Annotated in this window: 20 protein-coding genes; 15 read left to right on the top strand and 5 right to left on the bottom strand. The window is 61.0% G+C overall.

What is annotated here, in order from left to right; genetic code table 11:
- The 3 genes from NCN06_RS04845 to NCN06_RS04835 are packed head-to-tail and all read left to right on the top strand — an operon-like array spanning position 1 to position 3,289.
- A complete protein-coding gene (locus NCN06_RS04845; RefSeq protein WP_226423353.1) occupies positions 1–1,416 on the top strand; it encodes a TrkH family potassium uptake protein in 1,416 nt (471 codons plus the stop codon).
- Between the two features lie 24 nt (positions 1,417–1,440).
- Positions 1,441–2,145, top strand: a complete 705-nt coding sequence (locus tag NCN06_RS04840) for a potassium channel family protein (RefSeq protein ID WP_115022567.1) — start codon at positions 1,441–1,443, stop codon at positions 2,143–2,145.
- Positions 2,146–2,149: 4 nt separating this feature from the next.
- Positions 2,150–3,289 (top strand): anhydro-N-acetylmuramic acid kinase, encoded by a 1,140-nt coding sequence (locus NCN06_RS04835; RefSeq protein WP_226398650.1) that lies wholly within the window; start codon positions 2,150–2,152, stop codon positions 3,287–3,289.
- A 16-nt stretch (positions 3,290–3,305) separates the two neighbouring features.
- Here NCN06_RS04835 and NCN06_RS04830 read toward each other — a convergent pair whose 3' ends face one another.
- Positions 3,306–3,599 (bottom strand): ribbon-helix-helix domain-containing protein, encoded by a 294-nt coding sequence (locus NCN06_RS04830; RefSeq protein ID WP_115022570.1) that lies wholly within the window; start codon positions 3,597–3,599, stop codon positions 3,306–3,308.
- Positions 3,600–3,704: 105 nt separating this feature from the next.
- Between NCN06_RS04830 and NCN06_RS04825 the strand changes: the two genes are divergently transcribed.
- Positions 3,705–4,004 (top strand): DUF8682 family protein, encoded by a 300-nt coding sequence (locus NCN06_RS04825; protein ID WP_226423355.1) that lies wholly within the window; start codon positions 3,705–3,707, stop codon positions 4,002–4,004.
- A 47-nt stretch (positions 4,005–4,051) separates the two neighbouring features.
- Positions 4,052–4,282 carry a DUF8665 family protein gene (locus NCN06_RS04820; protein ID WP_226398651.1) on the top strand — a complete coding sequence of 77 codons (231 nt, stop codon included), beginning with the start codon at positions 4,052–4,054 and terminating at the stop codon, positions 4,280–4,282.
- Here NCN06_RS04820 and NCN06_RS04815 read toward each other — a convergent pair.
- On the bottom strand, positions 4,260–4,436 hold the full coding sequence (locus NCN06_RS04815) for a hypothetical protein (RefSeq protein WP_226398652.1): 177 nt from the start codon (positions 4,434–4,436) through the stop codon (positions 4,260–4,262). The two genes, NCN06_RS04820 and NCN06_RS04815, sit on opposite strands and share 23 nt — an antisense overlap.
- A 70-nt stretch (positions 4,437–4,506) precedes the next feature.
- Here NCN06_RS04815 and NCN06_RS04810 point away from each other — a divergent pair, with 70 nt between their 5' ends.
- A complete protein-coding gene (locus tag NCN06_RS04810; protein ID WP_350223180.1) occupies positions 4,507–6,231 on the top strand; it encodes an ABC-F family ATP-binding cassette domain-containing protein in 1,725 nt (574 codons plus the stop codon).
- 119 nt (positions 6,232–6,350) lie between these two features.
- On the top strand, positions 6,351–6,533 hold the full coding sequence (locus tag NCN06_RS04805; RefSeq protein WP_502988826.1) for a DUF8642 family protein: 183 nt from the start codon (positions 6,351–6,353) through the stop codon (positions 6,531–6,533).
- 10 nt (positions 6,534–6,543) lie between these two features.
- On the opposite strand, the gene NCN06_RS04800 is transcribed toward NCN06_RS04805, so the two are convergent.
- Complete coding sequence (locus NCN06_RS04800) at positions 6,544–7,677, bottom strand: trypsin-like peptidase domain-containing protein (RefSeq protein ID WP_250398712.1); 1,134 nt, start codon at positions 7,675–7,677, stop codon at positions 6,544–6,546.
- Between the two features lie 140 nt (positions 7,678–7,817).
- Here NCN06_RS04800 and NCN06_RS04795 point away from each other — a divergent pair, with 140 nt between their 5' ends.
- From NCN06_RS04795 to NCN06_RS04760, 8 genes are all read left to right on the top strand, one after another.
- Positions 7,818–8,090, top strand: coding sequence for a DUF2973 domain-containing protein (locus tag NCN06_RS04795; RefSeq protein ID WP_115022579.1), 273 nt, complete (start codon positions 7,818–7,820; stop codon positions 8,088–8,090).
- 33 nt (positions 8,091–8,123) lie between these two features.
- Complete coding sequence (locus NCN06_RS04790; protein WP_115022581.1) at positions 8,124–8,507, top strand: DUF8663 family protein; 384 nt, start codon at positions 8,124–8,126, stop codon at positions 8,505–8,507.
- 220 nt (positions 8,508–8,727) lie between these two features.
- Positions 8,728–11,232: an ATP-dependent helicase HrpB gene (gene hrpB, locus NCN06_RS04785; protein ID WP_250398711.1), complete on the top strand. Its 2,505-nt coding sequence runs from the start codon at positions 8,728–8,730 to the stop codon at positions 11,230–11,232.
- Between the two features lie 96 nt (positions 11,233–11,328).
- A complete protein-coding gene (locus NCN06_RS04780; RefSeq protein ID WP_115022585.1) occupies positions 11,329–11,469 on the top strand; it encodes a CAB/ELIP/HLIP family chlorophyll-binding protein in 141 nt (46 codons plus the stop codon).
- Between the two features lie 111 nt (positions 11,470–11,580).
- Positions 11,581–11,757 (top strand): hypothetical protein, encoded by a 177-nt coding sequence (locus NCN06_RS04775; RefSeq protein WP_170952086.1) that lies wholly within the window; start codon positions 11,581–11,583, stop codon positions 11,755–11,757.
- Positions 11,747–12,910, top strand: coding sequence for an exodeoxyribonuclease VII large subunit (xseA, locus tag NCN06_RS04770; RefSeq protein ID WP_226423361.1), 1,164 nt, complete (start codon positions 11,747–11,749; stop codon positions 12,908–12,910). The genes NCN06_RS04775 and xseA overlap by 11 nt, the downstream gene beginning before the upstream one ends.
- Entirely contained in the window at positions 12,910–13,179 is a 270-nt protein-coding gene (xseB, locus tag NCN06_RS04765; protein WP_226398659.1) for an exodeoxyribonuclease VII small subunit, read from the top strand. The genes xseA and xseB overlap by 1 nt, the downstream gene beginning before the upstream one ends.
- Positions 13,172–13,525 (top strand): DUF2834 domain-containing protein, encoded by a 354-nt coding sequence (locus NCN06_RS04760; protein ID WP_226398660.1) that lies wholly within the window; start codon positions 13,172–13,174, stop codon positions 13,523–13,525. Before xseB ends, NCN06_RS04760 begins: the two co-directional genes overlap by 8 nt.
- Here NCN06_RS04760 and NCN06_RS04755 read toward each other — a convergent pair.
- Both NCN06_RS04755 and NCN06_RS04750 read right to left on the bottom strand, forming a co-directional pair.
- Positions 13,501–13,851: a hypothetical protein gene (locus NCN06_RS04755; protein ID WP_166017687.1), complete on the bottom strand. Its 351-nt coding sequence runs from the start codon at positions 13,849–13,851 to the stop codon at positions 13,501–13,503. The two genes, NCN06_RS04760 and NCN06_RS04755, sit on opposite strands and share 25 nt — an antisense overlap.
- A 53-nt stretch (positions 13,852–13,904) precedes the next feature.
- Positions 13,905–14,837, bottom strand: coding sequence for a YihY/virulence factor BrkB family protein (locus NCN06_RS04750; RefSeq protein ID WP_226398664.1), 933 nt, complete (start codon positions 14,835–14,837; stop codon positions 13,905–13,907).
- Between the last annotated feature and the right edge of the window lie 156 nt (positions 14,838–14,993).

The following is a 14,993-nucleotide window of genomic DNA, read 5'->3' as shown; positions in this document are numbered from 1 at the left end:
GTGCCGATCGGAAGAGCCATCGAACGCAGCCAGGGCTGGCATCGTCGGCTCACGGTTCCCCAGTTCACCGTGGTGACCGGTTTGCTGGTGGTACTGATCGGCACGCTGCTTCTGGCCACTCCGCTGTGCTCCTCGAGCAGCGTGGGGCTTTGGGAAGCTCTGTTCACAGCCACGTCCGCCATCACCGTGACGGGGCTCTCGATCATCGACATCGGCACGGACCTGACGACCTTCGGCCAGGCGGTACTGGCCTTGATGATCCTGGCCGGGGGCCTTGGCCTGATGGCCATCACCACATTTCTGCAGGGATTTGTGGTGCAGGGAACAGCATTGCGTCGTCGCCTGGACCGGGGCCAGGCCCTCGACGAATTCGGCGTAGGAGGCGTGGGACGCACCTTTCGTGGCATTGCCCTGACGGCGACGCTGGTGATCCTGATGGGCGCGGTGATCCTGTACCACTTCGGCTTCGATGACATTCCCAACAACAGCGAACGTCTCTGGGCCGCCGTGTTCCACAGCATTTCGGCCTACAACAACGCCGGGTTTGGGCTCTGGTCCGACAGCCTCGAGCGCTACCGGAGCAATGGTGTGGTGAATGCCGTCGTGATGCTGCTGATCGTGACCGGTGGCCTGGGTTGGCGGGTGACCAGCGATATGAGCACACAGCTCCTGCGAAGACGGCGAGGACGACGTCGACTGAGCCTGCACTCCCGCCTTGTGCTCCGCACCACCATGCTGCTCATCGCCTTCGGGGCAGGCGGTTTAGCCCTTACGGAATGGTTGAACCAGGGCGAAATCTTCACGGGCATGCCCTTGCCTGAGCGTTGGCTGACGGCTCTATTTGAATCCGTAACGGCTCGCACGGCCGGCTTCACCACCGTTCCGCTCTCACTCGAGAACGTCACCGAATCCAGCCTGCTATTGCTGATGGTGCTGATGTTCATTGGGGCCAGTCCCGGCGGCACCGGTGGAGGAATCAAGACCACCACCGTGGCTGCCTTGATGGCGGCCACGCGATCCACCCTGCGAGGCCGTGAGGCCGTGGTGATCCGCAACCGAACCATCAGCGACAAGGTCGTGTTGCGGGCCGTGGGCATCACGGTGGGCTCACTGCTGTTCGTGATGACCATGGCTCTGCTGATCAGCATCGCCAGCAATTTGAACGGCAAGGATTCGTTCACGTTTATGGAAATGCTGTTCACCTGCGTCTCCGCCTTTGCCACGGTGGGGCTGGATCTCGGGGTAACCGTTGAACTTCCCCGTTTCGGCCAGGCTGTTCTGATGGTGGGAATGTTTGTAGGACGACTGGGAATCCTGCTTCTATTGAGTGCGATCTGGGAAGCGATGACCCAGGAACAAATTCAGATGAATCGCCAGAATCGAATCGGTTATCCCAGCGAGGATCTGTATGTCTGAGGACTATCAGCGGGGGATAGAGCGATGAAGGAGTGGTGGCAGTGGAGCCCGATCCAGGGCAGCGATCGCCTCGGCTTCGCGATCATCGGCGTCGGCCGTTTCGGCATCGCCGTTTGCCGCGAACTGCTCCAGAACGGAGCCGACGTTCTGGCCGTGGACCGCTCGGAACGGGCGGTCGATGAACTGCGTCAGGTGGAGCCCAGCGTGGAAGCCCGCGTTGTCGACTGCACCGACGAAGAAGCTCTGCGGGAAGCTGGCGTGCTTGAGATGGGCACTGTGGTGGTGGCGATCAGTGAACCGATCGAAGCCAGCATCACCGCGACGTTGATCGCCAAAGACAGTGAGGGAAGCCGGGTGCGCCAGGTGATCGCCAGGGCGACGAGCGACCTCCACGAAAAAATGCTGAAACGGGTTGGGGCAGACCGGGTGATCTTCCCCTCGCGGATGCAGGGAGAACGCCTGGGTCTTGAACTGGTTCGCCCCAACTTGATGGAGCGCTTGGCCCTGGATGAACAGCACTGCATCGAGGAGATCAAGGTTCCAGAACCGTTTGTGGGGCGGTCGCTCCGAGATCTGAATCTGCGCAAGAACTTCCGGGTCAATGTGCTGGCGGCCGGGCCGCAAAGCAGCTTGATGGTGAACCCACCGGCATCCCATGTGCTCGAGGAGGGTCACCTTCTGGTGGTAATGGGGCTGGTGGACGACCTGCAACGCCTGCCAAAAATCTGAGCCAATGCACTGCCTCGGGCTGATGAGCGGGACCAGTGCCGATGGTGTCGATGCCGTGCTGGCGCGCTTCGACGGCCCTGCCCAACGTCCGCAGTGGTCCTTGATTCGCCACCACCATCAGCCCTACCCGCCCCAGCTGCAGCAGCAGGTGGTGGCCGCCGGCCAGGGAGCAGCAATGCCCGCATCCCTCTGGCTGGAGCTGGCGGAAACGATCACAGAAGCGCAGGCAAACGCAGTCATGGCATGCGATCCCGAAGGGAAAGCCGAAGTGATCGGCTGCCATGGTCAGACCGTCTGGCATCGTCCGCCGGCCCAGGGGAGGCGGGGTTCGAGCTGGCAGATGCTGCAGGCGCCGCTCCTGGCCCATCTGCTCCAGCGGCCTGTGATCCATGACTTCCGCGCCGCTGATCTGGCCCTCGGTGGGCAAGGAGCACCCCTCGTTCCTCGGCCGGATGCGGCGCTTTTGGGGAGCACCGAGGGCTGGCGGGCGCTGCTGAACCTTGGCGGAATTGCCAACCTCACCCTGATCCCCCCATGCAGTGGCGCGGAGCGCCATGCCTCGGTCTTGGGATGGGACTGCGGACCAGCGAACAGCCTGATCGACCTCGGCATGCGCCACTTCACCGCTGGGGCCCAAAGCTTCGACAAGGGAGGAGCGATGGCAGCGCAGGGCCAAGCGGATGAGGCCCGGATCCAGCGCTGGCTCCAGGAGGATTATTTCCAGATGGCACCGCCGAAATCCACCGGACGGGAGTGCTTCGGGCGAGAGGATCTCAACCGACGGCTGGATCAGCTCGATGGAGCCTCAGCGGCCGATACCATCGCGACCCTGACGGCCTTCTCCGCAGCCATCGTCGCCCAGGATCTGGAGCATCTGCGCCAGACACGCGGCATCGCACCGATCGAACTGATCACCGCTGGAGGTGGAAGCCAAAACCCGGTGTTGATCAACGAGTTGCGCCGGCGCTGCCGTGGTGCCCAGGTGGATGAGAGCAGCACTCTCGGGGTACCGGCAGAGGCGAGAGAGGCCCTGGTCTTCGCGCTGCTGGCCTGGTGGCACCAGCAGAACCACCCCGGCAACGTGCCTGCCGTCACAGGGGCTAGTCGCGAAACCGTGCTTGGCGTACTGGTGCCTCCAGCTTGATCGGAGCGGCCTAGGCCTAGCCAGGCCGGTGCAGGCGCAAGCGCCGGGGTGCTCCCCGCAGACGGCGTGGCTGCTGTGATTCCAGTGCCGACCGGAGGCGCTCCTCGCGTGTTGGGGCGGGAGCAGACGCCTCCAGAGCCTTCTCGTGGCGCTGCACCCCCTGCTGGATCAGCACCCGCGCCATGTTGCTCACCGTGCGGGATTCCAGCTCGGCCATGGCGGTCAAGCGCTCACAAAGATCCTCAGGCAGAACCACCTGAATTCTTGGGGACTTGGGCTTCCCACTGGATGAGGTCTGACGGGTGGGCACGACCGGATCCCCAGAAAGAGGCTCAGTTAGTGAAAAGTGTACAGAGGTGGTCAAGGGTAGTATCCATGACTATGGTGGGGGCACTGGTCCTCCTCGGAGAACCCCATGACACAAGCCGCATCCCGCTCCCGTCGCAGCCCTGCCGGATCACGCAGTCGGTCGCGACGCCCCCGTCGCAGCGCCGAAAACAGCGATGTCCTGGTGTCAGCGGTGATCAGCACCTACCTTTTGACCCACCTGCACCATGTGCTGCAGCGGGCTGAATACGGTGCCTCCCAGGAAGGGCGTAACACCCAGGCAGCTAACTACGCCCAACTGCGCAAGGTGCTCTGCATGGATGCCCGCAGCATGGAAGATGCTTCTGCCCTGGGGCAGCTCGATGACGGCATCGAACAGGCCGCCTGACAAGGCCTTCGGTCCTGAATAGCGTTTGAACAGTTGCTTAAACCGCGATGTCTTCCAACGCCGCATCGCTGTACGCCCGCATCAGCAGCAATCCTGATCAGACGCAGGCGCTGTTCCGCCAAGCCCTCCAGGACCCCAACGGCGCCATGGACAGCATCTGCAATCTGGGCAACGAACTGGGCCTGCCAGTCACAGCCCAAGAGGTGCGCGAGCATCTGGCAAGCCTGAACGATGAAGACAGCAACCGCTGGGTGGTTAAAGCGAGGGGCGGTCTTTGAAGTTGGGCGAGACGGACTTCAATAAAGCCTGGGGCTCGACGCGCTGCCGGCGTTCGTAGCCACCACCTCCGGCCCAACTGAAGAACAGCACATAACTCACGATCGCCAGGCCTGCGGCCACCACAAGAGCGGCCAGCTGCTCCAGTTTCAGCATGGCGAGCACCCTCCGGAAACCTTCCCCAGTGTGCCGACAGGGATGATGGGGGGAAGGACGCCTTCCGCCGGTGCTGCGACTCGAAAACGTCAGCAAGATCTATCCCACTGGGGAAGTGCTTCGCGCGGTGACCTGGGAGGTGAAACCCGGAGACCGGATCGGACTGGTGGGGGTGAACGGCGCCGGCAAATCCACCCAGATGCGTCTGATCGCCGGACACGAGGAACCGACCAGCGGCCAGGTGGTGCGTCAGGGAGAACCCCGCATCGCCTATCTCCAGCAGGAATTCGATGTGGATCTGGAGCGCACAGTGCGCCAGGAGCTGTTCCAAGCCTTTGGTGAAGCCGCCGAAGTGATGAACCGCCAACAGCAGGTGGAAGAGGCGATGGGGTCGGAACGCGCTGCTGAAGATCCCGATCATCTGGATCAGCTGATCCAACAACTGGGACAGCTGCAGAGCCGTTTCGAAGCACTGCATGGCTACGAACTCGACGCCCGGATCGACAAGCTCCTGCCCACGATCGGCTTCACCCCCGAGGGCGCTGAGCTGCAGGTGAAGGACTATTCCGGGGGCTGGCAGATGCGGATCGCCCTGGGGAAAATTTTGCTTCAGGAGCCGGATCTGCTGCTGCTGGATGAACCGACCAACCATCTGGATGTCGAGACCATCCAGTGGCTGGAAACCTACCTGCTGGAGCAGAGCGCTGCCCTCGTCGTCATCAGCCACGACCGCACCTTCCTCGACCGGGTCTGCAATCAAATTGTCTCCACCGAAAGGGGGGTGTCCCGCAGCTATCTGGGGAACTACACCGCCCACCTGGAGCAGAAACAAATGGAACGGGAGGCCACGCAGGCGGCCTTCGAACGCCAGCAGAAAGACATCGCCACCCAACAGGCCTATATCGATCGTTTTCGCGCCAGCGCTACCCGCAGCACCCAGGCCAAAAGCCGTGAGAAGCAACTGGACAAGGTGGAACGGGTGGAGGCACCGATCGAATCTGTGGCAGGGCCGAGTTTCCAGTTCCCGCCCGCTCCGCGCTCAGGCGCACAGGTTGCCCTGATCGACAACGTCACCCACAGCTATGGAGACAAGATTCTGTTTCTGGGGGCTGAACTGGAGGTGGAGCGGGGCGACCGCATCGCCTTCGTGGGTCCCAACGGTGCGGGTAAGTCCACCCTGCTGCGCCTGGTCATGGGGGTGGAACCTCCCGATGAAGGCAGTGCCCGACTGGGGGAGCACAACGTCATTGCGGGCTACTTCGAACAGAACCAAGCCGAAGCTCTGGATCTCTCCAAGACCGTGATTGACACGATGTACGAAGCGGTCCCCGATTGGACCCAGACCCAGGTTCGTTCGCTGCTGGGCAGTTTCTGCTTCAGCAACGACTCAGTGTTCAAAGAGGTCGGGAAGCTCAGCGGAGGCGAGAAAGCCCGTCTGGCACTGGCGCTAATGCTACTGACCCCCTGCAATCTTCTGGTCTTGGATGAGCCCACCAATCACCTCGACATCCCGGCCAAGCAGATGCTCGAGGACGCCTTAATGGCCTACGAAGGAGCCGCGCTACTGGTCTCCCACGACCGCTATTTCATCTCCCGCGTGGCCAACAGGATCGTCGAACTGCGGGAGGGTGAACTGGTGATGTACCGGGGGGATTACAACTACTACCTCGAGAAAAAAGAGGAGGAAAGGGCTGAAGCCAAGGAGAAAGAACTGGCCATGGAGCGAGAGGCCAAGCGAAAAGCCAATAAGGAAAAGCAGAAAGCTCGAGATGCCCGGCGCAAAAAGGCGGCTTGACGAGCATCGAGCCACCCCACCGAAAACTTCACACACCCTTAGGCAGGAAGACTTATTTCTCTTTACCTGGTGTTTTCGTCTGCATAGGCTGACAAAACTGATCCCCAGCCCCGATGAGAATGGTTTCCGGCCCAGGCAACACCGAACACGTTGGCGGTTCATCAGCCCAAGGCGCGGAAACCCACGAGCAGACCTGGGACGCCGTGGAAACCTATTTCCAGTGCATCACCACCTGTTCGCTCGACGACGGCGAATGCATCACCCAATGCGTGGAACAACTAAGGGACTCCGACGACGTCTGACGTCGAGACTTCAGCTTGAGGTCAAGGCCGACAGATCGACCGGCTTGACTTCGATCATGACCTGGTCCTCACCGCGACGCACCCCCAACACAACCGTGGCTCCCACACCGCGGCGATCGATGGCACTGACCACGGCTGCAGGGTCAGCAACAGTCTTGCCATCAAAACTCGTGATTACGTCATCCACCTTGAGCCCGGCGCGGTCCGCTGGCCCCCCAGGCTGGACAGAGCGAATGACCGCTCCTGCTGGCACCTGGGATGTCGGCGTGGGCCGGGGCACCGGAGAAAGACGAATGCCGATCACCGGATGACGGGCCTTGCCCAGGGTCACCAGCTGTTCCGCAATGGCACGGGCGCGATTGCTGGGAATGGCAAAACCAAGCCCCGCCCCTGGCCCTGATCGGACCAGGGTGTTGATCCCGATCACCTCCCCATCGGCATTGAGGAGCGGCCCGCCGGAATTACCGGGATTAATCGCCGCGTCGGTCTGAATCAGATCCAGACGCTTGCCCGAAATCCCAAGCTGAGCAACGTTGCGGTTGAGGTTGCTGATGATTCCTAATGTCACCGTGCTCTCCAGGCCAAAGGGGTTGCCAACGGCAATCGCCCAGTCGCCAACGCTGAGCCGATCAGAATCGCCTAAATCAGCGACTGGCCAGGGTCCAGCCCCCTCCAGACGCACCACCGCGAGATCCGTAAGGCTGTCTTTGCCCACCACCCGGGCAGGCACCCTTCTCCCGTCGGAAAGCCCCACGGTGAGTTGATCCGCCCCCTCCACAACATGGGCATTGGTCAGGAGCAGACCCCTGGCATCGAAAATGACCCCACTCCCCTGGCCGCGCTGAACTCTGGCCCGCGGTGCTGTGGAGCGTGGAATGCCAAAGAAATGGCGAAACAGGGGGTCCCGCATCAGGGCTGGCGGCACCCCCGCAGCACCGGACTGATTCACGGTCCGAGCTGTCTCCAGAGTGACCACTGCTGGACCACTGCGCTTGACAGCGGCGGCCACAAACGAGTCGCGACGGATCGCTGGCCGCGCCTCAGCCTCCTGAGGGCCAACGATGAACGGGATCGATCCAACACCGGCCAACAACAACCCTCCTGCCAGAGCGGAGGCGACGAGCGAGCGGGACTGAGAGGTCATCACAGCTGCAGGGCGATCGGCTGACTGGACGCTACGCAGAGCAGACGCAAAAAAAGCCACCAGCGATGTCAAAGCTGTGACCGCGTGCAAGCGGGATCCCGATAGCGTGAGAATGAAGAGATTCAGTTGGGTGGAGGGTCATGCTCGGTTCACTGTTTCCGCTGCTCTACGGCGCGTTGTTTGTGGCCCTGCTCTGGCAGGCCTTCCGCGTTATGAGCAAGGGTTTTCGTGCTGCGAGTGGTCCGATCAGCAGTGGCCCCAGCAGCGATCCCATCGACCGCACTGGCCAGGTCACCATCCACCCGGAACTGCTGGACAGCGAGGGACGCATTACAGAAGAAGACCTGCTGACGGTGCGCTTCGGCGGTGACGATGACGAGACCTCGACGGCCGCTGGACCCGGCACTGAATAAATTGGGCGCTTGGAGTCGACAGGGGTCGCCTGAGTGGATCAGAGAACACGCATCGTTGCCGCGGTCATCAAGGGCATCAAGCTGCCCCCCCGGTTTCGGCTTCGGCTGATGAAAGAAGATCCGGTTCGCTTGGAATTGAGCCTGACTCCCGCTTACGGAAAGGACCCCATCACCGTGGGACTTGTCGAATCTCTTGATCTGGTGGCCCGTCGTGACCGGGAAGGCAGGATCCCCCGCGACCTTCAGGGCACCTGGGACTGGACCGTCCGTCACGGCCAGGTGAGCACCGGTGGCTGGAACCCTTATCTCAAGGAGGCGCTGCAAACCATGTTCGAGACCGGCCTTCCGGCGATCGTGTTCGAAGAACTCACCGGCGAGGAGTACCACCCCGTTGATGGAACACGCCACGTGCGTTGATCGAGGCACAGCGTGTGTAAAGGCGTGCGAATGAATGCAGCGAGGCGAAAACCAAGGGGCTAGACCGGAATCAATTCGGCCTTTAAGAAAGTCTTTATGGCCTCCCTCGTTGTTTCCATCGGGCCCCTTGTGCGGTTGCTGGCCGCTGTTGGCGCCATCAGCAGCCTGCTTCTGTTGGGCCTGATGAATCTCGTCCCATGAATCGAGCGGCAGCACCGGTTTGAGCCAGTTCCCGATCGACGCCCTGCTGGCGCGGATCTGCTCTGAAGTTCGCCCGGGACAAACAGTTCTGCTGCAGGCGCCACCCGGGGCAGGTAAGACCACACGGGTTCCCTTAGCGCTGATCGGGGCCCTGACGGAAGGACCGGGGGTCTTCGCAGGGAAGCAAAAAATCTGGATGATTGAGCCGCGGCGGCTGGCCACCAAGGCCGCCGCCGCCCGCCTCGCCACGAGCCTCGGAGAAGACGTGGGTGGCCGCATCGGCTATGCCGTACGCGGGGAACAGAAACGATCCAGCCGCACCCAGGTGGAGGTGATCACCGACGGCCTCTTCCTGCGGCGCCTGCAGAGCGACCCCTCACTGGATGGGGTGGGCTGCGTAATTTTCGATGAATTTCATGAGAGGGGGCGTGATGCGGATCTGGCCCTCGCGCTGCTGCGAGAAGCGCGTCCGCTGCTGAATCCAGACCTGGCGTTGATGTTGATGTCCGCCACGCTGGATCTGTCCGACCTGAGAGAACGCCTGCCCGAAGCGACAGTGCTGGAAAGCCCAGGCCGCTGTTACCCGGTGGAGACCCATCACCAAGCGCCACGACCGGACGAACCCCTGCCTCGACAGGTGTTACGCGCCATTGAGCACCATGCCCTCGAGCAACCTCAGGGAAGCGGTGTACTGGTCTTCCTGCCTGGACTGGCGGAGATTGAACGCTGCAGGCAGACCCTGACCGAAGCAGCGGCTCTGCAGAACTGGCGCATTCAAGTGCTGCATGGGCAACTCCCACTGCAACAACAGAGTTCAGCCCTCCAGCGCTGCGATCCGAACCAGGACGGCAGCATCATCCTGGCCAGTGCCATTGCCGAAAGCTCCCTCACAATCGATGGTGTGCGGCTGGTGATTGACAGCGGCCTCAGCCGTCAACTGCGCTACGACCCCAACACCCAAATGGAAGGCCTGGAGACGACAGCCTCCAGCCTGGCCAGTGCGGAGCAGCGCAGGGGCCGAGCCGGCCGCCAATGCCCAGGCAGCTGCATCCGCCTCTGGTCACCCGCGGAGCAACAGCGACGACCACGCTTCCACCCCCCCGAACTACTGCTGGCGGATCCCCAGCCCGTATTGATGGAACTGGCCCAGTGGGGCGCTGGACTGGGCGAAGAACTGCCATGGCTGGACCCACCACCTGCAGCCGCCATGCAGAAGGGACAGCACGGCCTGCAACAGCTCGGCCTGCTGGAGCAAGACGGCCGCATCAGCAGGCGGGGACGGTTGATCGGCGGCCTGGGCGTTCACCCCCGTCTCGGCATGCTGCTGCTGGAGGCCCATGAGCAGGGCGCCCCCCAGCTGGGGTGTGATTTGGCAGCAATCCTCAGCGAAAGGGATCCCTTCGATCGCCGCCAAATCGGTAGCGATCTCGAGGCCCGGCTCAACAGCATCCAGCGCCATCCATCACTGCGAACGCTCAGCCAGCAGCTCCACCGCCAACTGAAGCGACTTGGCCCTTCACCCCAGAACCAGGGATCGTCCGTCAGCGCCGGCGATCTGATCCTGGCGGCCTTTCCGGAATGGCTAGCGCAAGAGCGACCGGACCAGACCGGTCGCTATCAGTTGCGCCAGGGACGCGGCGCCGTGCTGCTTCCCTGGGATCCGCTTCAGGGGAGCCCGGCCCTGGCTGTCGCCAGGGTCGACGTGGGCGACAGAGACACCCGCATCCAGATGGCAGTGGCCCTGAGCCAGAGCACCCTGCTGACCATCGCTGAGCAAGACGGCCATTGGCAGGACTTCGTCAGCTGGGATCCTGAACGCCAGAGGATCCGCGCCGAACGACTGCTGAAACTGGGTGAATTGGTGGTGCGCCGCACGCCACAGCCTTCGCCAGCAGCGCCGCTATGCCGGAGCCTGCTCATCGAACAGCTGCAGAAGAACTCCAGCCTTGACGCACTGCCCTGGACCGACAGCACCCACCAGCTGCGCCAACGGCTGGAATGGATGCATCAGCAGGTGGGCAGCCCATGGCCGGCCAGGGATCTCACGACGCTGCTGGAGCAGGCTGACATCTGGCTTGGTCCAACCCTGGAGGGCTGCCTGGGTTGGGGCGACATCAGCACAGCAGCACTGGAAGAAGCGCTCTGGGGCGATCTGGACTGGAGCCTCAGACAACAGCTGGATGCGCTTTTGCCGCGTCGCGTCCCGATCCCAGCCGGCCGGCAGGCCACACTGCTTTACACAGGGGACGAGGTCATCCTTGCCGTGAAATTGCAGGAGATGTTCGGATGTGACGACGGGCCCCACGTGCTGGATGGTCGTATCCCCGTCACCCTGGAACTGCTCTCACCGGCAGGACGTCCCCTGCAACGCACCCGGGATCTCAAAGGCTTCTGGCAAGGCAGCTATCAGGACGTGCGCCGCGAGATGCGAGGGCGCTACCCCAAGCACCCCTGGCCCGACGACCCCGGCCAGGCACTGCCGACCGCACGCACGAAACGCAGGTCAAGTGGAGGGCAGGCGTAAACAATGGAAATGGATCCCCCTTCGTGTAGCCGTTAGCACTCGCAACAAAACTCCAACCTTTGTTACATTGTTACCAAACCAAATCGGTTCTTCCTCATGTCTGACAACGCACGCTTCGGCTTCGTCAACTTCGCTGAAACCTGGAACGGTCGTCTGGCCATGATGGGCATCGTGATCGGTCTCGGCACCGAGCTCCTGACCGGCCAGGGCATCCTGTCCCAGATCGGCCTCGGCTGATTTCCGCACCGCGGAACTAGAAAACCCCTCGGCTCACCGGGGGGTTTTTTGTTGCCTCGGTATCGGCCAGCGCTGATGCATCAAAGTGGGTGCATTCCACTGAGTCAGTCGTTGGCACCGCTCTACGTACAGAACAGACGCGATGGATCAAGGCTGCTCAGCAGCGCCTTGGTGATCTGCACGATCGGCGCCACTCAGATTCACCAGCACTGGGGCGTTCTTGTCACCAGCATTTCGGCCATTGTCTGCATCTACTGGGGTTACGCCTACAGCCGCCTTGAGCGTTGATCGCCTTCCGACTTACTCCGTTGCTGAACTGAACACAGCCATCGGAAGCCTGCTTGAACGCGGCTTTGCGCCGCGTTTTTTGTTAGAGGCAACAGTCTCGCGGCCTCAACTCAAGAAAGGCCACCTCTGGCTGACCCTCACCGACGGCGCCGCCAGCATTTCGGGCGTGGTGTGGGCTTCGAAACTGGCCCAGCTGAGCTACCAACCCGAGGACGGTGACGGCGTCACTGTGGTGGGCAAGCTGAATTTCTGGGCAGCGAGGGCCAGCCTCACCGTTCAGGCGCTGGACATCCGCCCAAGCCTGAGCACCGTGCTGAGGGACTTTGAACGGGTGCGTCAGCTGCTGGAAGAGCAGGGAGTGATTGACCCCAGCCGTCAGCGACGGCTACCGAGCCAACCTTCAACCATTGCGGTGCTCACAAGTGTGCCCAGTTCCGCCCTGGCTGACATGCTGCGCACCGCCGCTGAACGCTGGCCGCTGACGCAACTCATCGTGGTGCCGATTCCAGTGCAGGGAGCAGTGGCCTCCAAGATTGTCCGCACGCTGGAAGGTCTGGCCGAACGATCGGTTGATCTAGGGATTCAAGCCCTGGTGCTGGCGCGCGGCGGCGGAAGCCGGGAGGACCTGGCGGTATTCGATGACGAAGCGCTCTGCCGCATGCTGGCGCGCTACCCCGTACCTGTGGTGACGGGACTCGGCCACGAAGACGATCTGACCGTCGCAGATCTGGTTGCAGACCATCGCGCAGCCACCCCCACGGCGGCAATCGTGGCGCTCCTGCCCGACCGCGATGCTGCACGCCAGGGGCTTGTACAACGCCAAAGCCGATTGAGGGACGCATTGCTGGGGCGAATCCTTCGCGAACGTCAAAGGCTCCAGGATCGGGCCTTTGTGTTACGGCAACAATCTCCTCTCGAGCGGATCAGGCGCCATCGCCAGGAGCTGGCGCAGAAACAACTGTTGCTAAAAGCGCTGTCTCCAGAACGCTGGCTGAAACGGGGCCTCGCCCTGGTCAGCAATGCTTCCGGCGATGCCATCCCGGACCTTCAATCCGTCAAGATCGGAGATCAGCTCAGCATTCGGATGAGCGACGGAAAGCTTGACGCCCGGGTCGATCAGATCCAACGCAGTTCCCCAAAAACCACCTCCTGATGAGCAAGTGCCAACCCAGCAAAGAGTTACGCGATCGCATGGAAGGCTGGCGCAGCGATGCCGCTGGCCTCAACTACGAAGAAGCCATGCAGGCCCTTGATCTGCTGCTCGCTGAGCTACAGAACGACAGTGTGCCCCTGGCGGAATTGCAGCAACGGGTTCTCCACGGTGAGATTTACCTCAGCCGTTGCCAGACCCTGCTCGACAGCGTCGAACAGTCGACTGTCGAACTCGACCCCACAACCCTTGAACCCACGAACAATGCGTAAGGCACTGCCCTGGATCTATCTCCTCCTTGCAATTTTGGGAGCCATCCTGCCGTGGAAAGCCAATCTGGAGTTCATTGCTGAAGGTGGCGGTCAGGCCTTCGATTTGGCTCGGTTCATCGCCGATGCGAACAGCACAGCGGCCTCACGCTCATTGAGCGCTGACCTACTGGTGGGGGCCAGTGCGGTCACCCTGTGGATCTGCGTAGAGGGTCCACGCCAGAAGATCAAAGGCTGGTGGCTGGCCATTCCTCTGAGCTTTGGAGTGGCCTTTGCCTGTGCGGCACCGTTCTTTCTGTTTCTTCGGGAACGGCAGCTGCAGGGTCAGGAATCGGAATCCACGTCCTGAGCGATCACATCAATCGTGAGATCTCTCGCGGGTGTGGACTGAGCAGCTGAAACTCCAGTGTTGTCTGCAGCGGTGGGGTAAGGCGTCCCGCAAAACGAGCAAACGCCAGCGCCCTTCAGACCAGTAGCCCCACAAGCAGTGCAGGTGATCATTCTCGACTGCAACAGCTTCCAGCCAATCCACCCCAGACCTGACAGGATCAAGGGAAGCGCCAAGAGCGTGAGCAGCAGACCGCCTGCGAGATCGAGCAAAAGACGACCAGCCGCTGTTGGCACCAGCAACAGCAAGACAACTGCAATCCACAACACTGCTGGCGGTCGATTCATTTGCCTCAACGGAAATGGTCCGTTGGATCAGCTTCGCAGAGACTTATCGAAGTTCAAGGCGCCAGGTTGTTCGGTTCCCCGAGCCGAGGTTTGGCCAGACGAACTGCGGCTAATTCCACACTCAAACACTGACCAAAATAAAGAATCACACCCACCAACCAAACCCAAAGCGTTAACACCAGAACACCCCCGATCACCCCATAAGCCTGATAGCGATTACCAAGAGAAACGATACTTAAGCTCAGAATTTTGTTGAGCAAAGCCAATCCAAAACCAATCAACAATGAGCCAGGAATCAAAGGCGCTCTAGGAACTCGCCGGCTGGGCAAGGCCATCTGAAGCAGCAGGGCCATCAAAGACAAGATCAATGCTGGAACGAGAATTCGCCCAAGGGGAAGAATGGGACTGGATTGCACAAGAGCCATCAACCCAGGAATAAAACCATCCAGAACGCCAAGGATGTCTTCCGGAAGCTGTCTGATACTGAGAACCAACTGCTGAAAGACGATCAGAATCGATATAGCAAAGACAGTCAAAAAAGCTTCAACACGCGTTTTACAGAACTGCACCACTTGTTGCCACCAAGGCAAGTCAATCGCCGGGTCCGGGAGAATGTCTGACCAAAGACGATCAGCTCCACGCTGCAATGTTAAGTAGGCATTACTTGCAGTTAGAAGCAAGACAATTACGCCAAGAATTCCTGCACCAAATCCCTGATTCACCAACCCACGCAGGGTGGAATCCACCAGGTTGGTTGCGGAAGGAGGGAGGACCTGGGTAACCGACGCCAAAACATTATCCAAACTATCTGTTTCACCAAACACCCTGGCCGCCACAGACAAAGCGATGAGCAGCAGCGGGAAAAAAGACTGAAGGACAAAATAAGCAAAAGCAGCACTCAGATCCACACATTCAGCGTTATTCCAGCGCTGACAGGCATTCCATATCCGCCCACCTAACTGTCGAACAAGCGAACGTCTTGACACAGATTCGCTCAGAAGACTTCTAAAACCATACAACAAAAAAGCCACCTCGAATGAGGTGGCTTTTTCATGGTTGGTGATGGTGATTGCTACAACAATCAGCCAATCATCAACCTATTAAGAGAATGTTTTACCTGGCATCGAGCTATTTTCTCAGGG

The organism is Synechococcus sp. MU1648 (assembly GCF_023630615.1).
Taxonomy (GTDB): Bacteria; Cyanobacteriota; Cyanobacteriia; order PCC-6307; family Cyanobiaceae; genus Parasynechococcus.
Note: the sequence above shows the minus strand (reverse complement) of the source record. Positions and strands in the feature narration are given on the sequence as shown.